The sequence below is a fragment of the Acinetobacter kanungonis genome, assembly GCF_009939195.1.
GTDB lineage: Bacteria > Pseudomonadota > Gammaproteobacteria > Pseudomonadales > Moraxellaceae > Acinetobacter > Acinetobacter kanungonis.
Map to the genome: position 1 here is coordinate 20133 of NZ_JAACKC010000001.1, position 25481 is coordinate 45613.

Below are 25481 nucleotides of genomic sequence, written 5' to 3' on the forward strand. Positions count from 1 at the left end.
TTAATCGCATTTTCATTAATTATTTAGATTTAGTACCCAATCATGACAGATCTAGCTCCAAATTTTTTAATCAAAGACTTTATTGATCAGCTAAAACCATTATTCTATGGTGATATTGATGAGTCAGATTCAGCCAAATATGTACATTCAACGGATAACTCGATTTATCAGGTTATTCCACAAGTTGTTATATATCCAAAAAACATTGAAGATATTCAGTCGCTTATGCAGTTGGCCCATTTGGATCAATATAACAATTTAGTCATAACTCCACGTGGTGGAGGTACTGGCACGAATGGACAATCATTGACCAATGGTATAGTGGTCGATTTATCTCGATATATGAATAAAATTATTCATATTGATCCAATCCATCGTACGGCAATCGTTGAAGCTGGTGTGGTAAAAGACCAATTGAATCTGGAATTAAAAAAACATGGTTTGTTCTTTGCGCCAGAATTATCAACATCAAATCGAGCCACTATAGGTGGCATGATTAATACTGATGCGAGTGGACAGGGGAGCTGTCGTTATGGAAAGACACATCATCATGTTTTGGGCTTAAAAACAGTATTAATTAATGGTGAATTACTTGAGTCAGAGGCTGTAAAAATTACAGAACTTTATTCTGTACTGTCACAAAAAACTTATTTTCAGCAAAATCTATATAAGCAATTGCTTGATATTGTGCAAAATAATCAAGGACTGATAGAAAAAAGTTTTCCTAAGCTGAACCGTTCTTTAACTGGTTATGATTTACCTGCACTTTATGATGATCAAGAGTTGAACATCAATAATATTCTGTGTGGAAGTGAAGGGACTTTAGGATTTATTGTTGAAGCAAAATTAAATGTTTTACCAATACCAAAGTGTCGTGCCTTAATTAATATTGGTTATGATAATTTCCAAAACGCATTAAAAGATGCGAAAGCGTTGATGGTGCTTAATCCATTATCAATAGAAACTGTAGATTCAAAAGTTCTAAATTTAGCTAAGAATGATATTGTTTGGCAAAAAGTAGGACGATATTTCCCTGAACCAGAGGCACCACTTCAAATACTAGGGATCAATTTGGTTGAGATTGATGCAGAAACACAAGAAGAACTGGATGTTTTAAAGACTAATTTTATACAGCATTTACAAAATGACCCAAGTGTTAAGCGGTTATGTATAACTTTGGCGAATGGTGATGATGAAATTAAGGATGTTTACACCATGCGTAAGCGTTCTGTTGGGCTACTTGGGAATGTTGTAGGAGAAAAACGACCACAACCTTTTGTAGAAGATACTGCTGTTCCTCCAGAGAACTTGGCAGATTATATTTTGGAATTTAGAGCATTGCTCGATAGCAATGGTCTAGATTATGGGATGTTTGGACATGTGGATGCAGGTGTTTTACATGTACGACCATTATTGGACATGAAGGATGCCCATTCAGCAGAACTAGTACAATTAATTAGCGATAAAATCGTTGAACTCACTCATAAATATGGTGGTGTAATTTGGGGAGAACATGGCAAAGGCCTACGTTCAGAATATGCTCCCATTTTTTTTGGCGAAGCATATCCATTAATTCAAAGAGTAAAGGCACTTTTTGACCCATTGAATAAGCTTAATCCAGGTAAAATAGCAACGCCTGATACTCAGCCGAAGGCAAGTTTAATCAAATTGTTGGAGGCTCCGTTAAGAGGAGACTTTGACAAGCAAATTGCAAGAAAAGACTGGCAAAAATTTTCAACGACGATGCATTGTAATGGCAATGGTGCTTGTTTTAATTTTGATGTGGATGATCCAATGTGCCCTTCATATAAAGTGACACGTGATCGCATCCACTCTCCGAAAGGTCGCGCAACATTAGTCAAAGAATGGTTACGTCGTGAAAATTCAGGAGAGCAAAGTCAGGCATTTGATGTAGAAGTTTATGATGCATTACATGGCTGTTTATCATGTAAATCTTGTGCTGGTCAATGCCCAGTGAAGGTGGATATTCCTGATAGTAAAGCCAGATTTTTACAAAAATATCATGAGAGATACAAGCATTCAATTCGTGATTATTTAATTAGTAATCTCGAGCGTTTTATGCCATTAATGTCTAATTTTTCTGCTTTATATAACTTTTTTCAAAGAATGAAATTAGTTCAAATTGTTCAACGAGATGTATTTAAAGTAGTTGATATACCTTTATTTCACCCTCAAGCAAAAGCTGATTTATCCGAACTAGGCGCTATTTTGCTAAATAACGATTTATCTAACTTACCTAAGTCATCAAATAAAGCGGTAATTTTAGTTCAAGACGCATTTACTCGATATTTCGACACGTCTGTATTTATCGAAACAATTCAATTTATTCGTAAACTGGGCGTGCAACCTTATATTTTGCCGTATTTCCCAAATGGTAAACCTCTGCATGTTCATGGATTTATTAGAGAGTTTGAGGACCTAAGATTAAAAACTTCTTTGCTATTGAATAAAGCTGCTCAAAGTGGCATTGCTTTAGTTGGGATAGATCCTGCAATGACCTTGGTTTACCGACAGGAATATAAGGCTCAATATGATCATGAACCACCAGAAGATTCGTTTAAAGTATTAATGTTGCAGGAATGGCTGAAAGGGTGGTTACAGTCAAATTCGTTACCAGCCTTACCAGCCATTTCGAATCAAAAATATTATCTGGCTGGTCATTGTACTGAGCGTACTCAGGTGCCTGCTTCTACCGCACAATGGCAGTCCATTTTTAAAGCTTTTGAAATTGAACTTGAGCCATTGGCTCTGGGATGCTGTGGCATGGCAGGTACCTATGGTCATGAGGCTGAACATCGCCAACTTTCTGAGCAGATTTATCAGCAATCTTGGCAGGAAAAGCAGATTGAATATGGGGAAAGCTTTCTAGTTACAGGTTATTCTTGTCGTAGTCAGATTAAGCGACTGCAGCAAGAACAGGCACTTCATCCAATTCAGATTCTTAATCATAGACTTCAGGCTGTTTAAGCCTGAAGTATCAAATTTCGTACTCTAAAAATGTCTCTATAAAAGCGTATAGGGACATATCTTGTATAAAACTCATAAAATATTTGTGGTAGAGCAAAGTAATGACAATAATCGGACTTTTGTAACTAGCTTGATTAAAGTGGGTTGTATCGCAGGATTTCTTTTTGGTCTTATTATACTGCAACCGGTTTTTCCTTGTCTTCAACTGAGCAAATAATGGAATGGTTGGAGCAGGTGGACTAGAACTTTCCACTAGCCTTTTAACTTCAATTGCTTTTGGAAGTATCACCATATTTGATGTGTTTTCATATTATTAAGCTAGGCTAATTTCTTTGTTTATAAAAGTGTATTTCAAAAAAGTAATATGAAAAAAAGGAATGTCAAAAGTCATTTTATTCGCTTGTGAACCTATCCATGCAACGCTTAAATAAACTCATCAACCACAATTCTAACGAGAAGTACAGTGAGTCAAAATCAAGGAGTATCAAGCGCATTAGGGCTGATTCATCCTGTCATTTTAGACAAAGGATGTAATGCCGAAGTTTGGGATGAAAACGGTCAGCGTTATATCGATTTTATTGGTGGCATTGGTGTGCTGAATTTAGGGCATTGCCACCCAAAAATTGTAGAAGCAATTCAGCAGCAAGCTGCAACGATGACCCATTATGCGTTTAATGCGGCACAGCACCGTCCTTACCTAGAATTTATGCAGCAGTTGCTGGACTTTATTCCTGTGGAATATCCATTGGCAGGTATGCTCACCAACAGTGGTGCAGAAGCTGCGGAAAATGCCTTGAAGGTGGCGCGTATAGTCACAGGTCGTACAGGTGTGATTGCATTTGATGGAGGCTTCCACGGTCGCACACTGGCAACAGTAAACTTGAATGGTAAGGTTGCACCGTATAAACAAGGCTTGAGTAATTTATCGAGTTCGGTGTATCACATTCCTTATCCAAGTCAGGACAATGGCATCACCACTCAAGATGCGAAAAAAGCCTTGGCTCGTTTGTTCCAAGTCGAAGTGGATATTGAAAATATTTCTGCGATCATTTTTGAGCCGATCCTTGGTGAAGGTGGTTTTCAAATGATGAATCCTGACTTTGCCCAGTATTTACAGCAATTCTGTCAGGAACACGGCATTTTAATGCTTGTGGATGAAATCCAGTCAGGTTTTGGCCGTACAGGAACACCTTTTGCTTTTAGTCATTTGGGTATTCAGCCTGATTTGCTACTGCTTGCGAAAAGCATTGCAGGTGGTATGCCTTTAGGTGCAGTGGTTGGACGTGCTGAATATATGAATCACCCAATCAAAGGTGCATTAGGTGGAACTTATTCGGGTAACCCGATAGCGTGTGCCGCAGGTCTGGCAACACTAGAAGTCATGCGCTCTGCAGAATATCAGGCAGGGGTTGAACATTATATTCAAACGCTTGAAGCACGTTATGCCCGTTGGAAAGAACAGGGCTTGACACCATGGTTGGGCCGTTTGACGGGTGTAGGCGCAATGCGTGGTATCGAATTACGCCATCCTGAGCTGGGTGCAGGTACAGCCATTTTAGTTGATGTCCTGCGTCAGGCACGTGAACAAGGATTATTGCTGATGCCAAGCGGTCAGGCGAAAAATATTATTCGTTTGCTGACACCGCTGACCATTCAGCCTGAAATTTTGGAAGAAGGTTTGAACATTTTGGAAAATGTGCTTGCCACCACCGTACAACAACACACACAAGCCATGGCGTGATGGCAGGGGAAATCAACATGACAACTTGGGTTAGTGCCGACACGATTCGGGCACAGTTTTCACAGTGTATGTCCGAGATGTATCAAACGGAAGTGCCACTGTATGGCGACTTGCTGCAACTGGTAAATGATGTCAATCAGCAAAGTTTACAACAGCATCCAACATTAAAAGTACAACTTGAACAAACAGGTGAATTGCCACGTTTATCGCAAGAGAGACATGGTGCAATTCGTTTGGGTAAACCTGAAGAATTGGTGAATATGCGCCGCGTGTTTGCAGTCATGGGTATGTATCCAGTCGGTTACTACGATCTTGTGCCTGCAGGTGTGCCTGTGCATTCAACCGCGTTTCGTGCAATTGATGCCGATGCTTTAAACCGCAGCCCTTTTCGTATTTTTACTTCGCTATTACGTTTGGAACTTATTGACAATGTTGAGCTGCGTCAATTGGCGGAAGACGTGTTGGCAAAGCGACAAATCTTTACTGAGCAAGCGTTAGCATTGACGGCTAAATTTGAACAGCAAGGTGGTTTGGATGCCAATGATGCTGAACAGTTTATCCAAGAGGTTTTGGAGACTTTTCGCTGGCATACAGCTGCACCTGTGAGCAAAGACTTGTATCAGGCATTACATGATCAACACCGTTTGATTGCTGATGTGGTTGCATTTAAAGGTCCACACATTAACCATCTTACGCCTAGAACTTTGGATATTGATGCCGTGCAAACAGGTATGGCTGAACGTGGTATTCCACCAAAAGCTGTGGTTGAAGGCCCACCACGCCGCAACTGCCCAATTTTACTACGTCAAACCAGTTTTAAGGCGTTGCAGGAAAAGGTGACTTTTACCGATCATCAAGGCAGCCACACCGCGCGTTTTGGTGAAATCGAACAGCGTGGCGTTGCATTAACACAGAAAGGTCGTGCGTTGTACGATCAGTTATTGACTAATGCACGTGAAAGTTTAGGGGCAACCCCAAATGAGGGAAATGCAGAACGCTATATGCAGATTTTGCAGGAAACCTTCCAAGCCTTTCCAGATAGCTATTTGGAACTGGCACAACAAGATTTAGCTTATTTTTACTATTTTGCTAAAGGTAATACCGTAAAACAAGGCAAGCGTTTATGGACGCAGCAAGATTTACTGGATCTCGTTACAACGGGTCAGGTTCAGATTGAACCGATTGTTTATGAAGATTTTCTGCCTGTATCTGCAGCAGGAATTTTCCAGTCAAACTTAGGTGAAGACGGAAAAGCGCATTATGCCGTGATGTCTAATCAGGGCATCTTTGAACAGTGCTTGGGGAGTAAGGTTTGCGATGAAATGCAACTTTATACTGAAACCCAGCAACAATCGATCGATACGTGTTTACAACAATTGAATAACCACAGCTTTGCAGGTGCATAAATGACTAATTTAAATGTCGGATTTGAAGAGAAATATACGATTCAGGACTTATTGAGCAGTTTAGGAGTTACACCTGAATTGTATCAGAATGGCACGCTACAGGTAAAAACGCCGATTGATGGTAGCCAGATTGGTCAGGTCGTGGTTCAGGATTTAGAACAAACTGAAACTCAAATTCAGCAAGCACAAGCGGCTTTCAAACAATGGCGCAAAATTCCTGCACCACGCCGTGGTGAACTAGTTCGTTTGTTCGGTCAGATTTTACGTGAATACAAAACTGAACTTGGTGCTTTGGTCTCTTGGGAAGCAGGTAAAATTACTCAGGAAGGCTTGGGCGAAGTCCAAGAAATGATTGATATTTGTGATTTTGCAGTAGGTTTGTCTCGTCAGTTGTACGGCTTAACTATTGCTTCAGAACGTCCAGGTCATCACATGCGTGAAACTTGGCATCCGCTGGGTGTAGTTGGTGTAATTTCTGCATTTAACTTCCCTGTAGCCGTTTGGGCATGGAACACAACATTGGCACTAATTTGCGGTAATGCCGTGATCTGGAAGCCATCTGAGAAAACACCTTTGACTGCTTTGGCATGTCAAGCATTGTTTGAAAAAGCACTTGAGCAGTTTGGTGCAGATGCACCAGCCAATATTGCACAGTTGTTGATTGGTGATGCAGCGATTGGTGACAAACTGGTGACTGACGAGCGTGTTGCATTGATCAGTGCAACAGGTAGTACCCGCATGGGTAAAATTGTTGCGCCGAAAGTTGCAGAGCGATTTGGTAAATGTATTTTAGAACTTGGCGGTAACAATGCCATGATTCTTGCACCGACAGCAGATTTGGAACTTGCGATTCGCGGGATTTTGTTCTCAGCTGTCGGTACAGCAGGTCAGCGCTGTACAACACTACGCCGTTTAATCGTACACAAATCAATCCAAGCTGAAGTGGTTGAGAAACTGAAAAAAGCCTATGCATCTGTTTCAATTGGTAATCCACTTGAAGGCAACTTGATTGGACCACTGATTGATGCACAAATTTTCAATCAAATGCAAACCATGTTGACGCGTGCTAAAGAAGCGGGTGCAGAAGTGTTTGGTGGAGCGCGTGTCCTTGAAGAACAGTACCCGAATGCGTACTACGTTCAGCCTGCAATTGTTGAAATTGCTGAGCAAAACGACATCGTTAAAACTGAAACTTTTGCGCCAATTCTTTATGTCATGGGTTATGAAGATTTCGAAGATGCTGTTGAATTACAAAATGATGTGCCACAAGGCTTGTCATCATGTATTTTCTCAAATGACCTTCGTGAAGCTGAAAAATTCTTGAGTGCTGAAGGTAGTGACTGCGGTATTGCCAATGTGAACATCGGCACTAGTGGTGCAGAAATTGGCGGTGCGTTTGGTGGCGAAAAAGAAACTGGTGGTGGTCGTGAGTCAGGTTCAGATGCATGGAGAAACTACATGCGTCGTCAAACTAACACAGTGAACTATTCGCGTGAATTGCCATTGGCACAAGGGATTAACTTCGGTTAATGATCGGTTTTACTTGGTGAATGTAGTTTTCGGACGGCATTCACCTTGAGTCACTAGATTTCTTTTATGAGTTGTTTTTATTTCTTTTGTGTTGAATTGAAATTATTTTAATAGGCTCAGGTAAAAAATAAAGAGGTGTTCAACACTCATGAAAGAAGTCGATAGCATATTCTTTTATTTATTTTCCGATGAAGTAATACCAAGATTCATATTATCAACCTGCCAACAACCGCAAAGTAGACCCAAAAAATCGGGAAGGACTGGCATAATAATATCAATCCGCCGTTGTTATTTTATTGCTATAGGTTAGGGCAATAAACATGTTAAAAAAACAAATCTTATGGTCAACACTCGTCGATAACGCGCCAAGTTTTGCTGGTTTGCAGGGCGATGTAAACGCTGATGTCTGTGTAATTGGGGGCGGTTTTACAGGTTTATCGTCAGCTATTCATTTGGCAGAAGCGGGTTATCGGGTTGTATTGTTAGAAAGTGCTCAGATTGGTTCAGGTGGTTCAGGCCGAAATGTCGGACTGGTCAATGCAGGAACATGGGCGCAGCCAGATGATTTGAATAAATATTTAGGCGAACAGGTTGGAGAAAAACTCACCACCGCATTAGGTAGTGCACCGAAACTGGTATTCGATACTATTGACCGATTAGGCATCGATGCACAAGACACCCGAACAGGTAATTTGCACATGGGACACAATGCTGAAGGCGAAGCTGATGTGGATAACCGTTATGCACAGCTCAGCCGACGTGGTGCAGATGTTGAAGTACTGACAGGGCAAAAATGCCATGAATACTGCGGTACAACATCAATTAATAAAGCTTTACTGGATAAGCGTGCAGGCACAGTCAATCCTTATGCTTATGTTACAGGTTTGGCAAAAGCGGCACAGCGTTTAGGTGTCCAAATTTATGAAAATACCATAGTGGATGCGGTTGTAAAAAGTAATGCTCAGTGGTGTGTGCAGACAGTTCAAGGTTCAGTCACAGCGGATAAAGTAATTTTAGCCACCAACGCCTATACACAAGGCGAGTGGACAGAAATTTTAAAAACAATTTATTTCGTTAAGTATTATCAGATTGCTTCTGAACCGCTGACAGGTATTGTTGCAGATCGAATTTTGCCGCATAAAAATGGTTCTTGGGATACTCGATTAGCTTTATCGAGCATCCGCCGTGATAAAGACGGACGTTTGCTGCTTGGAACCGTCGGCAGCTATGAAGGCAAAGAGTCGATTTATGTGTCATGGGCCAATACTATGAGCAAAAAATATTTCCCTGACCTTGGTAAGGTGAATTGGCAATACCAGTGGACAGGTCAGTTCGGTTTTACCTCTGATCACATCATGCGGATTTTTGAACCTGCACCAGGTATTCTTGCGGCGACGGCTTATAACGGACGTGGAATCACCACAGGTACGTTGATTGGTAAGGCATTTGCCCAATATTTACAGGATGATAACCGCGATAATTTACCGTTACCATTCAACGAAATTGAAGAGTGTAAAGTGTCTTATCGTAATGCACGTGCCATGTTCTATGATTGCAGTATTGCGCTGTATCATGCTGGACAATGCATGAAAATTATTACCTAATTTAGAATTGATGAAGATCAAAAAGTTGAGCCACTCATTGGAGTGGCTCAGATTTTTCTAGGTATCACTGCTAGTCTTGAGGTGGGTTTGTATCCATTGAGAAATACAGGCCACTTTCGGCGTCTTGGCCATCGAAGTAGGATAAGTCATGTAATAAGCTTGTGAGCTGCCCATTTCATAAGGCCATGCCTGAATGAGTTCACCTGTTGAAAGCTCTTTTTCCACCAAAAACTTAGGAATCAGTGCAATGCCACAGCCGGTCATTGCTGCATGAATACAAGAATAAAAAGTGTCTAAACGTGGTCCGATAAAGGGGTGTTCATTGACGAAGTCTTGAAGTTGGAAATACTCATCCCATGCCCGTGGACGTGAGCGAGATTGTAATAGCACATGGCCCTGAAACTCTTCCAGACAAGAAAATGGCTCATTCAACAAATCAGGTGAACAGACTGCAATCGAATGCTCTTCGAAGAGTTTGATGCTGGTCATGTCACGCCAAACTCCATCGCCATATAGAAAGGCTACATCGGTCTGATGGTTCTCAATATCCGAGGAACTAATTTGTTCCTGAATATCGAGATGAATATGTGGATTGAGCTTGCTAAAGCCTTTAAGTAAAGGAATCAGCCAGCGCGCGCACAAGGTAGGATGGACGGAAATTTCTAAGGTTTCAGCTTCACTACCATGTGCCAACATATTCAGTACCGACATTTCAATCTGGTTAAGAATATATTGGGTTTGACTAAGAAATAATTTACCAGCAGGCGTCAGGTTTAAACCTTTTAGCGTACGTTCAAACAATGAGGTATTGAGGCTGTCCTCTAAATGGGCAACTTGCTTACTGACTGCACTTTGTGTCATGCATAACACTTGTGCAGCTTTGGTAAAACTTAAAAATCGGGCGGATGCTTCGAAACATCGCAAGGACATGGTCGAGGGGTAAGTCCTTGAAGTCAATTTTTGCATTTTCGAACCTCCGAGAATGCATATTTTAAAAAATCCATTTCATTAAGCAAATTTTATACCATTGATTCTATCACAATAGTGAATATTTTTTTAAGAAGTATCATTTTCGGTGCGTCAATACATATATTGAAAGGGTTTTAAGTATTAATTTAGTGCATTTTAAGGAAAGGATTAGGTTCTGTGATGTACTTTTTTAAGATATAAATGGTAGATTATAGAAAATATGTTTTTATTTGGTGCGGTTTAAGGTGGGTGCCTAAATAGTTTAGATACAGATGTGTTGGTCATACAAATGCAATCTCATCTTGTTATAATTTAATAAATATAAACATATGTATTTATTATAAAAATAAAAAACTTTTTGATGAATAATCTCGACACAAAATTTATCTCTTAAAGCAGTCCTTGTGCCAAAAGGTAGTGAATGCTACGTAATTTGTGAACGAAAATAAGTTATGTTGAGATTCATTTTTTTCGTTTGTGAAAGTGCCAGCACAAAAAGATACTCGAAGCAAGGCTATGCGGTCTTCGAGTAAAATTTAGCATAAAACTGAATATCGAAAACTGCATCAACTCACATCTAATGCGAAATTTTTTGTGGCTTTGTGCATGTGTCAGTGCTGTACATCGCATACATCTCGCTTGGGTCTACCGAAAAATACGATGTATTGAATTAAGGGATGATATATGACAAATCAAGTTTTGGGCGAAGGCTTGAAAAGTCGTCAGGTGACTATGATCACTATTGGCGGCATTATTGGGGCCGGGTTATTTATTGGGTCTTCTTCTGCAATTGCCACAGCAGGCCCCGCAATTATTATCTCCTATGCATTGACTGGATTGCTTGTGTTTCTGGTGATGCGCATGTTGGGTGAAATGGCTGTGATGCAGCCTGATACAGGATCTTTTTCAACTTATGCAGCTAATGCCATTGGGCCTTGGGCAGGCTTTACCATTGGTTGGTTGTACTGGTGGTTTTGGGTGCTGATAATCCCGGTAGAAGCCATCGCAGGTGCAGATATTCTTCACTCTTGGTTTCCAGTATTACCCTCTTGGGCATACGCGATTGGTATTATGGTAATTTTAACCGCCAGTAATTTATTGAATGTAAAAAACTTTGGTGAGTTTGAGTTCTGGTTTGCGCTGATTAAAGTGATCGCAATTATTGGTTTTATCATCATTGCGGGTATGGCAGTCCTTGGTTTTTGGCCCTTATCTCCAGTCAGTGGATTCTCAAATTTGTATTCACAAGGAGGCTTTATGCCAAACGGTTTTGGTACAGTTTTAGGGGGTGTACTGATCACGATTTTCTCGTTCTTTGGAGCAGAAGTGGTTTCGATTGCTGCGGCTGAATCTAAAAACCCAAAAGAGCAAATCCGTAAAGCGACCAATCTAGTGATTTACCGTATTGCAATTTTCTATGTGTTGTCGATTTTTCTAGTGGTGTCATTGGTGAGCTGGAATGACCCTGCACTCAAAGAAATGGGAACTTTCCAATATGTGTTGTCTACTTTAAATGTCCCAGGCACTAAGCTGATCATTGATACTGTGGTGTTTGTGGCAGTGTGTAGCTGCATGAATTCTGGGCTGTATATTGCATCACGCATGCTATTTTCACTTGGTAAACGTGGCGATGCACCGAAAGTAACAGCACAGGTTACAGGGCAAAGTGTGCCAAAAGTAGCAGTGCTTGCATCGTGTGTGGCAGGTTTTGTGGGTGGTTTTGCTAACTATGCATTCCCAGGGCAAGTGTTTGGTTTCCTACTTTCAACTACAGGTGCAATTGCCTTGATCGTGTATTTAGTGATTGCAGTGTCGCAACTCAGAATGCGTTATAGCGTTGAACGTGCAGGTGTTCAGCTGAGCTTTAAAATGTGGTGCTTCCCATATGTAACTTGGGTTGTGATTTTGATGATTTTGGTGGTATTGGGCTATATGTTTATTTCCCCTGCGTACCGTTATGAAACGATGATGTCAATGGGCGTGACCACCATAATGCTGATTGCTAGCTTCTTTGTAACCCGTAACCGTCACTCCCAAAAACCGTGGCTTAAAAATCAAAATGCTGATGATTTGAACAGTAAAGTGGGAGAGTTTTCTAAATAATTGTGAGATATCGATGTAGAGACAGGCTCTACATCGATCAGTAGATCAAGTTTTTAAAGCTGAGCTAATCTCGTGCAACGACCACTAAATCACTTACTGTATATCTAACACATAATTGGCATTTTATATCATGCACACCGCAATTATAGATAATGGAATTGCCTGTTTATTGTTATCTACAGCTAAGAAGCCGCTTGGAAATTTGGGGGGGACAGGGTTTAATGCACAACCACCTATAATCAAGCAAATCAAAAAACAATTGCTGCAAAAGGTTGAGTGACTTCACAACCATAGGTCAAGTCGAAATAATTTTTGCTATTTTCCTGTGCAGAGATACACACCGTAAATCGCATATCAGTAGATATCTATGTTTTAACTAAATGAACGACCTGTTCACTAAACAGCATTTTGTGCTGATGATAATTGGTTTTGAGTGAATAAAACTGAAGAATCAGCCAACACTAAAGCAGAAAATGGAGGAGTCCATATTGTCATACTTCTTAATATATTGTTATTGAGGCAAATTAATTTATATGGCGTATTATAAGTAAAAACAAATTAATCATGTAAAGAGCAGCATATTCGACTCATCTGACAAAAAACGTATCTAGTCTGACTTGTTGGAAACTTCAAGAATACTCATCTTAAATCTTTTTACAATGGGCTGTAAAAGACTTGTTTAATACTAAATAATTAAAAAGTTTGTTATTAGAAATCTAATTTATAGTTGGTACTTATACTGGTTATATATTTCCGATTACCTTTAATAATATATATGTAAAACAATATATTACAATTTTATATGATGCGTAACCTACGCATCATATATAAAACGTTCTATTTTGATATAATTGATCCAATCAATCCTCTGATAGGTTTCAATTAAATTTCATGAGTCTTACTGAAATTAAAGTTCGCCAAGCTCATTGCAAGGAAAAAACCTGTTTTTTATCCGATGAAGATGGGCTTAGCCTGAAGATTGAACCGAGTGGAAGAAAATCTTGGTGCTATCGCTATACAGATCCACAAACTAAAAAACGTCGACGCATTCAGTTAGGTCTTTATCCTGATTTATCGCTGAAAAAGGCACGACAAGTCAGAGATGACTTTAAAGACAATAATTTCTGTTTTGAACATGATACTGCCTCTAATGTCATCACCTTTGGTAAGGTCGGGGAGGAGTGGTTACAGTTCAAACTGAAAAATGCCTTCAACGATCTACCCCGCTGTGGTGTACTACAGTTAGCAGAAAGATGCTTACAGCAAGATATTTATCCAGACCTTCAGGATTTACCTTTTCAAAACATCAAGCGTTATGACCTGGTTTCAGTAATCAAAAAAATAGAGGGACGCCAAGTAAAAGAACCTGTCAAGAAAGCTTGTAGTTATTTGAACCAAATTTATGACTACGCTGTAGCGATGGGTTATTGTGAATTCAACATCGCGCATGGTTTAAATAAAATCGCCATTAACAGTAAAATCAAGAAAAATTATCCGTATTTGAAAGCGGAGGATATATCTGATTTTAAGTATAAATTACAAAAATTGGATGCCCATCCGATTATTAAAAAAGCACTGATGTTTAAATTATATACTGGAGTGCGAGGGGCTGAATTGTTATTGTCTGAGCCTCATCATTTTGATTTAAATGAAAAAATATGGAAAATACCTGCCTTGCATATTAAACAGTTTCGACGAAAAGTCATATTAGGCCATGAGATTCCAGATTTTTTAGTTCCACTTTCAAATCAGGCTTTAGAGATTTTGAAAGACGTCATGCAGTGGTCATACGGTGAAAAATACCTTTTTGCTAGCCCTCGCAAACACAATCAACCGATTCATTTTAATACTCTAAATATGGCCATACGTAAGATGGGGTATGGCAAACATCAACTATCTTCTCATGGATTACGTTCAACTTTTAGTACCATTTTGAATGACTCAGGTTTGTTCCAAGATAATTGGATTGAGGCACAACTTTCACATATTGATAAGAACCGTACCCGTGCCAGCTATAATCACGCTGACTATTTAGCTCAACGGACTGAAATGATGCAGTGGTGGGGTGATTATTTAAGTACTAGTAAGTGAAAATCGTACTTTTATACATAAACTTAAAACATGATGGGGTGTCAAATGGATAGTAAACAATATACTTACCATGTTAAATTGTCAGCAGAAGATAATGGGTATGTTGGCTTGTGTGCTGAGTTTCCATCATTGTCTTGGCATGATGCGGATCAGTCTAAAGCATTCTCAGGAATAGAGGAGCTCGTTGCTGATGTTGTCGCTGATATGATTAGCAATAATGAAAAAGTTCCTACACCACTCTCCGGAAAAATATAGTAGGCAGTTTATTGTCCTTGTTCTCAGTGGTTCAACAAAAACTAGCCCTCGAAGCTGCAGAACGTAGTGTGGGCATGAACAAGAATTTATGCTTCATATATTCTGTAAATCGTATGAATTTGAATTAATAGGTATTTTTAAAGAAAGTTTTCTTTGATTTAGTGTTTTTATATAAAAAAATAATTTTTAAAAACAACTTAGGCTAATTGATAAACACTATCTGGAAAGATTAAAAGAAAATATTTTTTAATTTCTGCTAATTCATTTAAGTTAGGTTCCCTTTCAAGCAGTTGAAATGTCCAAATAAGTACAGCCTGATGATTATCATAGCAAGAATTGACTCCAAGAAAATTAGCCATTCCATAACCCCTATCGATGTTCATTTCTTTAATTAGTTGATTTCCCAAGTCACGAGCTTGCTGGCTGATCCATAACTCATTTGGCAACATGGCGGTCATCTCCACAAAATAATCTAATGTAGCTTCAATCCTTATATTTAAAAAGTTATAATTTAGTTGAAATAGATAAATTATGCTTTCTATAAGTTGTAATAGTCTGCTATAGGTTAATTCTAGCAGAGTATTACTCAGTCAACAACTTAAAATAACTTTTAGCAGGTTATTTTTTTTGTAAATGAATTGATATATGATTACTTGTAAGTTATCCAGCCTCATGGGCGATCGAAGAATTTTAAAATTAAGTGATGTGGTACATGCGACAGGCATCAATCGTAATACGCTGACAAGTATGTATTATGACCGTGCTATACGTATCGAATTGCCAGTCGCTGATAAGTTATGTAAATACTTTAACTGTACGATGAATGATTTGTTTGAGTTTAAGGACGAAGTTGAAGAAAAAGATTAACCAATACTTCTTTTGATAAGTTTTCTCTACAGGTCTAATACTGAATTTTATAAAATTTCATCGAAAACAGAGATTTACTTTATTATTTATATAAAAGAATCAATCGAATGATAGAGGTTTTTTTCTTATAACTTAGTTAAGAAGAGGGGCTAATGACCCACAATAGTTGTCACTATTGTGGGTTTGTCCCATGTAATGCAAATAGCCGTACACGGAACCTAAAATGACTTCACTGCAATACTGATCTTACGTTGCTATAGTACTTATTGCAAGATTTTGAGTCTTTTTACATGATTTTTCATTAATGATTCGAATTTCTTCTTTTAATCAAGTCGATAATTTTGGGTACCGAGGCCTGTCGTCATCACATTTGAAATTGAACGTTCTATAGATGTCCGTAATCCATCGAATAGCTGAACCTCATTTGAGATTCGAAGATAGTCCAAGATATTTCCGCTCAAGAACTCTATAATTGCTTTGGGATTTCTGATTCTAAATTGGTCACTTTCAGCCAATTTAATGAGATGTGACAGTTTTGGAAATACTTTACTACCCGCCAGTTTGAGTGCCATCTGATTATCAATCGATGCATAGATCAGGGTATGCGTAATATCAAACGGTGGTGAGACAAAAATGTTCTTCATATCTGGGGAATATTGTAGAGCAAAATTTTTAAGATGCGCATCGCCATTGCCGATTAGACAGTTGAATACGATGTATTTATACATTTTTTCAACTTCAGCTACGCTACTCGTATATAGATAAGTTGCTTTCAGCAGAGTTTCATAGCTACTGGTATATTTTGCACATGGATCATTTGACTTTTTCATGAGCGTCGTAAAGTCTTCATAGCCGAGTTTTGTACCATTGCAGGACCGATCAAACCGTTCTACCACATAGGTTTCTAAATTTTCAGACAAGTAAGCCTTTGGTGGCTCAAGTCCACAATGCTGCGCCGCTTGCATACAGACAAACTCATTGACCGTAAGCAATGGAAATTCGGAATCAAAGGACTTTACAATCAAATCCCTCTGTTGAACTGTGCTATCCGGTTGAACAGTATTCGAATTCGGAATGCTAACCTTGGGTTGCATCCCAGCCAATGAAGTCCTGAGAGAGTATTTATCTAAGAGTTGTGGGAAAAGAGGTTCTTTACTACGGTAGGATAGAATTTCACTTAAGCTCAAAGATTCAGCTTCGGGCAAATTTAGCTCACTTTTATAAGAGAGCATTCCTATTCCTTGTTCACCTTGCAGTGCCAATAAATACATGTCATTGACCTGAGCATATCTGGCTAGCTTTTCAGTAATCAACCGTCGATTAAAGCCTTCTGGTAAGTTTTGAGCAAAGATTGGATGTAATGCACTAGAAGAATAACCATCTATGCCTCGTTGAGTCATGGTGAGTGACACATGCCGTGTTTCTTGTGTCGGCTGATAGTGATGAGTGGAACCATAGGTCAATACGCCTAATTCAGCTTGATTGGCACACACCGTGATATTGCGGATTTTGGCAGGAAGATTGGTTTGATATCTCACTCGTCATCCTCCGCAAACATCTTTTCAATCTCATCCCAATGAGGCAGTGAATGTTGCTTTGGGGATACATTAAACTGCAAACCCACTGCATCAAGTACACGTTCAAATATGTCAAAAGAACCTGTAAATCTCCCATTCTCAATTTCAGAGATTGTAGTTTTATTGATTCGAATCAATTCGGATAGTTTTTGTTGTGTATAGCCAAGGGCTCTTCGTTCTATACGAACTTTTTTCCCAATTTCTACTCTACTCGCCATATCAACTTGACCACATTTTATTAGCTATATAGCAAATATATTAAATAAAAATTATAAAATTAGCTATATAGCTAATTTTAATCGTAGATAAGTGATTAGATTTGGCTGATAGTCCTGAAGTTATCGACTAGAGCAATGCAATTGGTCATGGGTAATTTGATCTTCCAGTGGAGTAACTCAAACGGCTGTTCGCCTTGCTGCCAATTTATTAGCATGTTTAACAGTACAAGAACAAGGCAGTTAGATAGGTCTGAATACAATTTTACGTTATGCTGTAGAAATCATTCTGAATTAGATAGGACTAAAGACAATGTACTACTTCACAGAGGATCCCTTCTAGGTAATGTCACCTAGGAGGAACAATGAAAAAACTGAAATACCAGTACCAACAATCTGTCAAAACACGCCCTCATGATTATTTTTCGAAACAATATCCCAGCATGAGAAGTGTGTATTTCAAAAAGTTTAGTACACAACAGGAGCGAAGTTTTTATTTCATGCATTGTATTGAATATAAAGATTATCCTCTAAATATCCGTGTTGCACGTGGTAAGGGCCTTCCGCATGTCTGGGATGATTTTCCAAGCTATGTCTATAAATGGGCTAAGAGTTGGAAGCACAATTCCAAGCGGAAAAACCAGTACTATAAAGAACAGGCTTTGTTGCACAAACCTACCGATAAAGCCTTATTCCGCAATATAATTCGCAAATGAATAAGCCTACACCTAAAATTTATCGTACAAGCAATTGGTCATTCTACAATCGTGCTCTGATAAATCGGGGAAATCTCTCAATTTGGTTTGATCCCAAAACTCAATGGTATGCTCAACCCAAAGGCAAACATGGACGAAATCAAACTTATTCTGACACAGCGATTCAATGCTGTCTGATGATCAAATCCCTATTTCGATTGTCTTTACGTATGGTCACTGGCTTTGTTCAAAGTCTCATTCATCTCTGCAGATTAGATTGGACAGCCCCAGATTATTCCACTCTCTGTAGAAGACAAAAGTATCTTGATATTGCAATTAACTATCAAAAAAACAGTAATGGTCTCCACCTACTCGTCGATTCTACTGGTTTAAAGTTTCTAGGTGAAGGTGAATGGAAACGAAAGAAACATCAGCCTGAATATCGCCGCCAATGGCGTAAATTACATATTGGTATAGATGCTGAAACCCTTCAAATACGGGCAGTTCAGCTCAGCACTAACAATGTGAGTGATTCGCAGGTACTTGGTGATTTACTTGATCAGATTCCACAAGATGAGCAGATTGACTCCGTATATACTGATGGGGCTTATGACACAAAACAATGCCGTCAAGTAATTTCGGATCGGCAAGCACATGCAGTGATTCCACCTAGGAAAAATGCAAAGCCTTGGAAAGATACAAAGATTTGCTCGTTAGAGCGAAATGAGCTGCTTCGAACAGTTAAGCATTTAGGAAGAACCATTTGGAAAAAATGGTCAGGTTATCACCGGCGAAGTTTGGTTGAAACTAAGATGTATTGCATCAAATTATTAGGGGATAAACTCAGTGCGAGAAACTTTCAAAGCCAAGTCAATGAAATACATACACGTGTGGCAATCTTAAATAAGTTTACGGAATTAGGCCGACCTCAAACCCGAGTTGTAACTTAAATTTGGATCTTCTAGGGGGGCTTTATCATTCAAGCCTTTGTGCAACAAAGCCCTGAAGAACTAAAGAAGATCTGACCATGTAAATCATATAAGCGATGTGTACCATCTAAACTAGATTCCACACGAATATCATTCTCTAACTTGTTCGCTAGGAACAATGCCGATAATATAACGCCTGTCAGTACCCCTAATGCTAAATTATGCGTTGCAACTACTACAATTACTGTAGCAATCATCACAACATTACTGCTCTTCGGGTTCTGTCTAAACTCGGTAAGAGAACGCCATTCGAATGTTCCTATTGAAACCATAATCATGACAGCTACTAGTGCAGCCATTGGAATGACTTTGAGCCAGTCACTAATAAAGACCACTAAGATTAAAAGGAAGATGCCTGCTGAGAATGTGGATAGCCGAGTGAGACCGCCAGACTTCACATTAATCATGGATTGACCAATCATGGCACAACCTGCCATCCCCCCCATGAAGCCAGAAGCAATATTGGCAATTCCTTGCCCTTTGCATTCTTGGAATTTATCACTTGGCGTATCTGTCATTTCATCTACGATGGTTGCAGTCATCATAGATTCAAGTAGACCAACAGCCGCCAGCGCAACCGAATATGGCAAAATAATCATCAGCGTTTCAATATTCAAAGGAATATTGGGTATCAAAAACATTGGAAGTGTGTCAGGTAAAGATCCCATATCTCCAACAGTTCTAACATCAATTCCGAGGACGATTGTTAGTAATGTGATCGCAATAATGCAGACAAGTGGAGAAGGGAGTAATTTTCCTAATTTGGGAACCAAAGGAAAGAGATAAATAATCGCCAGACCTAAAGCAACCAGAGCATATACATGCCAGGTCACATTAATCAGTTCAGGCAACTGAGCCATGAAAATTAAGATCGCTAATGCATTTACGAATCCAATAACTACGGATTTAGATACGAACCGCATTAACTTGGCGAGCTTTAAATAGCCTGCCAATATCTGAATCACGCCTGTCAGAATTGTTGCTGCCAGCAGATAGTCAAGCCCATGTTCTTTGACCAACGTGACCATGAGCAATGCCATCGCGCCTGTGGCTGCTGAAATCATAGCTGGACGACCGCCAACAAAAGAAATAACGACAGCAATACAGAAGGATGCGTATAAACCTACTTTAGGATCTACACCTGCAATAATTGAAAATGCGATAGCTTCAGGGATTAATGCAAGACCGACAACAAGTCCTGCAAGCACATCCCCACGGATGTTAGAGAACCATTGTTCTCGTACATTAGATAACATAAACATAGCCTGTTTTTTAATTTTTCAGATAGGCTAGTGATGTGATATATACAACACACAAGCGACTACACCACATCACTAGACAGTGATGAGTTATTTACTGATTTAATAGGTAAATAAACTTAAGGTGGCGTAAGTGTCATAAAGAATAGAACTTATTTCAGAGGGCTTTCAGGGACAAGGATACCATTGTATAGCGAATAAGGAAAATCAGCTAAATTCCATTTAACATAATGGCAGCTATACGATTTTTTAATGTTATTCCCAAGTAGAAATGTCCTATAGTGCAAAAAAAGAGAGCGTATCGCTCTCTTTTTTATGATCAATCTTTAAGTGTAAGCAACGTCCTTAAAATATTTTTTTCTCAGCCATAAAGAAACACTGACCAAACTAATAAGGACAGGAACCTCTACCAATGGACCAATCACGGTTGTAAATGCGACTGGTGATGCCAAACCAAAGGTAGCAATTGCGACCGCTAGAGCCAACTCAAAGTTATTGCCTGCTGCGGTGAATGAAATTGCAGTGGTTTTAGAATAATCATTGCCCATCCATTTACTCATAAAAAAGCTGATAAAAAACATCACAATAAAGTAAATGGTCAACGGAACCGCAATTCTCAACACATCTAAAGGCAAACTCACCACTTCACCACCTTTCAAGCTAAACATCGCAACAATCGTAAACAAGAGCGCAAGCAGGCTGATCGGGCTGATCTTTGGAATAAATTTAGTTTGATACCAGACTAAACCTTTCTGTTTCACCAAAATTAGACGAGTAAGAAAGCCTAATAGGAATGGAATCCCTAGATAAATCAGGACAGCATGGGTAATGGTCCAGAAACTCACCTGTATGACTTGAGCCTCAATTCCGAAATAAGGGGGAAGGAAGGTCAGGAATAACCAGGCATAGGTACTAAAGAATAAGATCTGGAAAATACTATTAAATGCCACCAAGGCTGCAACGTATTGATTATCACCACAAGCTAAACCATTCCAAACTAAAACCATTGCAATACAACGTGCTAACCCAATCAGGATTAACCCTGTCATATATGCAGGATAGGCTTGTAGAAAGATGACCGCTAAAGCAAACATTAAACACGGTGCAATCAGCCAGTTTTGTACCAGAGATAAGGTCAATGTGCGTTTATCTTTAAAGACCTGAGGCAATGTCGCGTAATCCACTTTGGCAAGCGGTGGATACATCATCAGAATCAGTCCGATCGCAATTGGAATATTCACCGAATCTATGCTGAGCTGATCCAGAGCAACAGATGCTTGAGGAAAGAACACACCAATGGCAATCCCCAACGCCATAGCAATAAAAATCCATAGCGTGAGGTTACGATCTAAAAAGGACAGGCGTGAAGTAGACATAGGTTTACTCGACATGAGAAATTTTATTAATTTCAGCAATCAGTTCGGGACGAGTGAGCTTGCTCAAATCTAAAGTAAATAAGGCATCTAAACGTTTATTAATGTGGTCTACAGTGACAAGAAAGGCTTTTAACTTTTCATCTTCAGGAAGATCCAAGTGAGATGGATCTGCAAGCCCCCAGTGCGCCTTAATTGCTCCACCTAAATAGAGTGGGCAGGCTTCATGTGCAGCTTGGTCACATACCGTAATCACGACATCAGGCTGATACTGCTCACAATCATCAATGGTTTTACTTGATAAACCTTCAGTAGATAAGCCTAGGTTTTCTAAAGTCTTGATTGTTAAAGGATGAACCTTACCTGTTGGTTTACTCCCCGCACTGTATGCCACCCAACCTTCAGGTGCACGACTATTAAATAACACTTCAGAAAGGATGCTACGGCAACTGTTACCTGTGCATAAGAATAAGAATTTCATGAAATTACTCGCAATGAAGTGAAACAGACGAATGAGTATTGTGCTTATTAATCATGTCGTCATTTTGACTAGAGATAATGGTAAGTATCTGTTTTGCCCAATCAGGTAACGCTGGATTTAAACGGTAATGTACCCATTGCCCTTGGCGTTGATCGAGAAGAATGGATAGGTTTCTGAGCAATGCTAAGTGTCTAGAAACTTTAGGCTGACTCATTGAAAGCTGTTCAGTCAGTTCGCATACGCAGACATCTTCTTTTGCCATAATGAGCTTTACAATTTCTAATCGGGTCGGATCTGACAGGCATTTAAAAAAATCAGCTTGGTTCATTTCCATTCTCGGGTAAAACAATATATTTAAATATACGCATATCCATATATATGTGCAACAACTTTGATGCTCACAAGCTGTAACATGCTAAATTAGATTGCTTATAGGTCATGTTATGGAAACAGCAATTATTTCTTTTATCTTGGCTATCATCATCATTCTTCTCATCATTTTTTATAACAAGAAGAAATGAAATTATTCCCAATTTAATATAATGGTGGTGATACAAGATACACATATAAGCCCCAAATAGAAATGTCCGCTTTTAGAATATGCGTATTTGCAATTTTCTTAGCGGGCTGTTTGAAATATTGGTTGGACTGCCACCTCTCATATTTAGAAACTGAGGTAGGCGCAACTCTACTTTTAAACGTCCTATCATATTTATGCAATAAAACCATCACGCCATAAAAAAACCAGCAGTCTAAGTTACTGGTTTTTTTTAAATAAAATTCATTTTGGACTTATTTATTTTTCTCAATTAGTTCCGCTACGGCTTTAGCTTCCAACACTTTACCGCTAGAAACGATTTTATTATCAATAATCAGCCCCGGTGTGCTTAACAGGCCTGTTTCCGCGATTTTCATCATATCCGTGACATATTCAATGTCCGCTTGCACGCCTGTTCCTTTGACTGCTTCTTCTGTTGCTGCCAAGAGTGCCTTACATTTACGGCAGCCTGTACCTACGACTTTAATTTGCATGTTTTATTCTCCAAACGTTTTATAAAAACCAGTAACCAAAACTATTTAAACTGTAGCCGATGACCAGAATTCCCACAAATACGATACCAATAAACAGGCTAAGTAAAGGAAGTTTCACCACCTGTTTTAACAGGATCAGGGATGGTAAGGAAAGTGCAGTGACTGCCATCATAAGGGCTAATACTGTACCTAGCCCCACGCCTTTCGCAACTAAAGCTTCTGCAATCGGAAGGGTGCCAAAGATATCTGCGTACATCGGTATCCCCACGATCGTAGCGATTAACACAGAATACCAGTGTTCCTGACCAAGTAAGACCGTAATCCATTGTTCAGGAATCCAGTTATGAATCGCCGCACCAATACCTACCCCAATCAGCACATAGAACCAGACCTTGTTAAAAATTTCGACTACCTGTTCCCAAGCGAACTCGCGTCGCTCTTTCGCAGTCATACTGAAATCCTCTTCTCCCTGAATGGCACCATTGAGGGTTACAAACTCAGCGACATACTTTTCCATTTTTAGGTAACTGATTAAGGAACCACCTAGTACGGCTAACACCAAGCCTAAGAGCACATAGATCATGGCAATTTTCCAGTTAAAGATGCTGGCCAATAAAATAATCGAAGCTAAATCCACCAGAGGAGATGAGATTAAAAATGAAAAGGTCACCCCAACCGGTAGCCCTGCACGGGTGAAACCAATAAACAGCGGAATGGAGGAACAGGAACAGAATGGTGTAATGGTCCCTAATAAAGCCCCCATGATATTGGCTTTTATTCCCGTCATTCGACCCAAAATTTGTCGGGTACGTTCAGGTGGGAAATAACTCTGAATATATGACAGGGTATAGATCAGAACAGTGAGCAGAATAAAAATCTTGAAGACGTCATAGATAAAAAAGTGAATACTGCCACCCAGCCGAGTTGCGACTGATAAACCAAGTAGATTTTCGACGAACCAGCGCACACCATCTGACAACCAGGTCATTTTCAGCAGCGCATTATTCAACCAAGTAAAGAGGGCAATTATTTGATCCATTTAAATCTCCTGATCTTGGGGGGAATAATATAGTTCTTGTGTAAATAGAGACAGCTCTTAAGCACGGATGAGATTTAGTGAATAGCGTACGTCTTTTCAGCCTTTAACCAAACTTGATTCAGTCAAACTTGATGTGATGTGATACAGTAGGCTGTGTGATGGCAAAATTTTTTAGCAATTCACATGCGCAACATTTCCCTGCCTATAGCATCTGTAATATCTTGAGACGAGTAGCGTCCGTCAAAAATTTATAAAGAGAAGTCGCTTGTTCATGATCCAATTAAGATTTTCCGAAACATACTTATAATATTGAGTATCTATATTACATTGATCACCATCAATGTATTTTTTCTATAACAAAGCCCATATTTCAACTTTTCCCTGATAACGCAATACTCCAACCTCTGAACTATCCGCAATTTCTGCGGATAAACCTTGGGGTAAGTTTTGTACGCTCTGGCTGACATGAATTAGGGAAGATTACGTCTATATCGCTCCCTAATTTTTTTCATATGATGAAATTATGGAGTACAGAATACTCCAGCACATAAAACAATAATGATAAGTGCAACATGTCTTAGAACTCATCAACCACATACGAAAAAGCCCGACAAAAATGTCGGGCTTTTTTATTATTTAAACTTCTTAAATCAAAGTCGGATGAGCATTCAGAATGTGAATTAGAGTCGCTGCAGGACCAGTCGGATAGCGACGACCTTGTTCCCAGTTCTGTAGCGTTCTCACGCTGATATGCAAACGTGCAGCAAACTCAGCCTGAGTTAAGCCAGTTTTCTCAAGTACTTCTTTAATATCTGGCAGTTCAAGCTCTGAGACTCGACTTGCCTTCATCTCATTACGTTTGATGGCACCAGCTTCTTTGATTGAAGCAACCAGATCATCAAATAAGTTGTTATCCATGAAATTGCTCCTTCACTAATTGACGCAGGATCGAGGTTTCTTTGTCTGTCAGATTATCTTTCATCGACTTTGGATAAGCCACCAAGAAAAAAATCTGATCATCCTCTGTGACCCAATAATAGATCACACGGATACCACCACTTTTGCCTTTATTGCCCTGAGCACAACGTACTTTACGAATTCCACCACCATTCTTGATTAAGTCACCATTATCAGACTGTACCAAGAGATATTGCTGGAGCTGACGATACTCTTCATCACTCACAAGCTCTTTGATTTGCTTGGTAAAAAAGTACGTCAATGGCGTTTAGCAGTTTTAGAATAAAAAACGAGAGATGTAGACTCTCAT

The 25481-nt window shown here is 39.3% G+C and carries 22 protein-coding genes and 2 pseudogenes; 11 read left to right on the forward strand and 13 right to left on the reverse strand.

Annotation, left to right across the window (positions count from 1 at the left end; translation table 11 throughout):
- Positions 1–42: 42 nt before the first annotated feature.
- The 5 genes from GWK51_RS00090 to amaA all read left to right on the forward strand — a co-directional run bounded on the left by GWK51_RS00090 (position 43) and on the right by amaA (position 9269).
- Positions 43–2988 carry an FAD-binding and (Fe-S)-binding domain-containing protein gene (locus GWK51_RS00090; protein WP_171519120.1) on the forward strand — a complete coding sequence of 982 codons (2946 nt, stop codon included), beginning with the start codon at positions 43–45 and terminating at the stop codon, positions 2986–2988.
- A 463-nt stretch (positions 2989–3451) separates the two neighbouring features.
- On the forward strand, positions 3452–4729 hold the full coding sequence (locus tag GWK51_RS00095; RefSeq protein ID WP_161932203.1) for a 2-aminoadipate transaminase: 1278 nt from the start codon (positions 3452–3454) through the stop codon (positions 4727–4729).
- 17 nt (positions 4730–4746) lie between these two features.
- Positions 4747–6135, forward strand: a complete 1389-nt coding sequence (gene hglS / locus GWK51_RS00100; RefSeq protein WP_161932204.1) for a 2-oxoadipate dioxygenase/decarboxylase HglS — start codon at positions 4747–4749, stop codon at positions 6133–6135.
- Entirely contained in the window at positions 6136–7665 is a 1530-nt protein-coding gene (amaB, locus tag GWK51_RS00105) for an L-piperidine-6-carboxylate dehydrogenase (protein WP_161932205.1), read from the forward strand.
- A gap of 320 nt (positions 7666–7985) precedes the next feature.
- Complete coding sequence (gene amaA / locus GWK51_RS00110; RefSeq protein ID WP_161932206.1) at positions 7986–9269, forward strand: L-pipecolate oxidase; 1284 nt, start codon at positions 7986–7988, stop codon at positions 9267–9269.
- Positions 9270–9326: 57 nt separating this feature from the next.
- Here amaA and GWK51_RS00115 read toward each other — a convergent pair whose 3' ends face one another.
- Positions 9327–10235, reverse strand: coding sequence for a LysR substrate-binding domain-containing protein (locus tag GWK51_RS00115; protein WP_161932207.1), 909 nt, complete (start codon positions 10233–10235; stop codon positions 9327–9329).
- 687 nt (positions 10236–10922) lie between these two features.
- Here GWK51_RS00115 and GWK51_RS00120 point away from each other — a divergent pair.
- The 3 genes from GWK51_RS00120 (at position 10923) to GWK51_RS00130 (ending at position 14687) form a co-directional block, all read left to right on the forward strand.
- Positions 10923–12341 (forward strand): amino acid permease, encoded by a 1419-nt coding sequence (locus GWK51_RS00120; protein WP_161932208.1) that lies wholly within the window; start codon positions 10923–10925, stop codon positions 12339–12341.
- An 891-nt stretch (positions 12342–13232) separates the two neighbouring features.
- Complete coding sequence (locus tag GWK51_RS00125) at positions 13233–14432, forward strand: tyrosine-type recombinase/integrase (protein ID WP_161932209.1); 1200 nt, start codon at positions 13233–13235, stop codon at positions 14430–14432.
- 33 nt (positions 14433–14465) lie between these two features.
- Positions 14466–14687 carry an antitoxin HicB gene (locus GWK51_RS00130; RefSeq protein ID WP_161932759.1) on the forward strand — a complete coding sequence of 74 codons (222 nt, stop codon included), beginning with the start codon at positions 14466–14468 and terminating at the stop codon, positions 14685–14687.
- Between the two features lie 197 nt (positions 14688–14884).
- On the opposite strand, the gene GWK51_RS00135 is transcribed toward GWK51_RS00130, so the two are convergent.
- Positions 14885–15136, reverse strand: coding sequence for a hypothetical protein (locus tag GWK51_RS00135; RefSeq protein WP_004762875.1), 252 nt, complete (start codon positions 15134–15136; stop codon positions 14885–14887).
- Positions 15137–15332: 196 nt separating this feature from the next.
- On the opposite strand from GWK51_RS00135, the gene GWK51_RS00140 reads away from it, so the two are divergent.
- Positions 15333–15554 (forward strand): helix-turn-helix domain-containing protein, encoded by a 222-nt coding sequence (locus tag GWK51_RS00140; protein WP_004762874.1) that lies wholly within the window; start codon positions 15333–15335, stop codon positions 15552–15554.
- Between the two features lie 323 nt (positions 15555–15877).
- On the opposite strand, the gene GWK51_RS00145 is transcribed toward GWK51_RS00140, so the two are convergent.
- Together GWK51_RS00145 and GWK51_RS00150 are read right to left on the reverse strand one after the other, a co-directional pair.
- Positions 15878–17092, reverse strand: a complete 1215-nt coding sequence (locus tag GWK51_RS00145; protein ID WP_161932210.1) for a type II toxin-antitoxin system HipA family toxin — start codon at positions 17090–17092, stop codon at positions 15878–15880.
- On the reverse strand, positions 17089–17349 hold the full coding sequence (locus GWK51_RS00150) for a helix-turn-helix domain-containing protein (RefSeq protein WP_161932211.1): 261 nt from the start codon (positions 17347–17349) through the stop codon (positions 17089–17091). The genes GWK51_RS00145 and GWK51_RS00150 overlap by 4 nt, the downstream gene beginning before the upstream one ends.
- Before the next feature lie 362 nt (positions 17350–17711).
- Between GWK51_RS00150 and GWK51_RS00155 the strand changes: the two genes are divergently transcribed.
- Both GWK51_RS00155 and GWK51_RS00160 read left to right on the forward strand, forming a co-directional pair.
- Complete coding sequence (locus GWK51_RS00155; protein ID WP_161932212.1) at positions 17712–18062, forward strand: hypothetical protein; 351 nt, start codon at positions 17712–17714, stop codon at positions 18060–18062.
- On the forward strand, positions 18059–18991 hold the full coding sequence (locus GWK51_RS00160; protein ID WP_161932213.1) for an IS5-like element ISAba40 family transposase: 933 nt from the start codon (positions 18059–18061) through the stop codon (positions 18989–18991). The genes GWK51_RS00155 and GWK51_RS00160 overlap by 4 nt, the downstream gene beginning before the upstream one ends.
- A gap of 53 nt (positions 18992–19044) precedes the next feature.
- On the opposite strand, the pseudogene GWK51_RS00165 reads toward GWK51_RS00160, so the two are convergent.
- The 9 genes and pseudogenes from GWK51_RS00165 to GWK51_RS00205 form a co-directional block, all read right to left on the reverse strand.
- Positions 19045–20286 (reverse strand): annotated as a pseudogene (locus GWK51_RS00165) (SulP family inorganic anion transporter); the annotation flags it as partial.
- A 329-nt stretch (positions 20287–20615) separates the two neighbouring features.
- A complete protein-coding gene (gene arsB / locus GWK51_RS00170; protein WP_161932214.1) occupies positions 20616–21665 on the reverse strand; it encodes an ACR3 family arsenite efflux transporter in 1050 nt (349 codons plus the stop codon).
- 4 nt (positions 21666–21669) lie between these two features.
- Positions 21670–22143 (reverse strand): arsenate reductase ArsC, encoded by a 474-nt coding sequence (locus GWK51_RS00175; RefSeq protein WP_161932215.1) that lies wholly within the window; start codon positions 22141–22143, stop codon positions 21670–21672.
- 4 nt (positions 22144–22147) lie between these two features.
- Complete coding sequence (locus tag GWK51_RS00180) at positions 22148–22471, reverse strand: metalloregulator ArsR/SmtB family transcription factor (RefSeq protein WP_161932216.1); 324 nt, start codon at positions 22469–22471, stop codon at positions 22148–22150.
- A 464-nt stretch (positions 22472–22935) separates the two neighbouring features.
- On the reverse strand, positions 22936–23175 hold the full coding sequence (locus GWK51_RS00185) for a thioredoxin family protein (protein WP_161932217.1): 240 nt from the start codon (positions 23173–23175) through the stop codon (positions 22936–22938).
- A gap of 19 nt (positions 23176–23194) precedes the next feature.
- Positions 23195–24214, reverse strand: a complete 1020-nt coding sequence (locus GWK51_RS00190; protein ID WP_161932218.1) for a permease — start codon at positions 24212–24214, stop codon at positions 23195–23197.
- Between the two features lie 118 nt (positions 24215–24332).
- A pseudogene (locus tag GWK51_RS16785) lies at positions 24333–24404 on the reverse strand (helix-turn-helix domain-containing protein); the annotation flags it as partial.
- Positions 24405–24859: 455 nt separating this feature from the next.
- Positions 24860–25132 (reverse strand): NadS family protein, encoded by a 273-nt coding sequence (gene nadS, locus GWK51_RS00200; RefSeq protein WP_161932219.1) that lies wholly within the window; start codon positions 25130–25132, stop codon positions 24860–24862.
- Positions 25125–25433, reverse strand: a complete 309-nt coding sequence (locus GWK51_RS00205) for a type II toxin-antitoxin system RelE/ParE family toxin (protein ID WP_161932220.1) — start codon at positions 25431–25433, stop codon at positions 25125–25127. The genes nadS and GWK51_RS00205 overlap by 8 nt, the downstream gene beginning before the upstream one ends.
- Between the last annotated feature and the right edge of the window lie 48 nt (positions 25434–25481).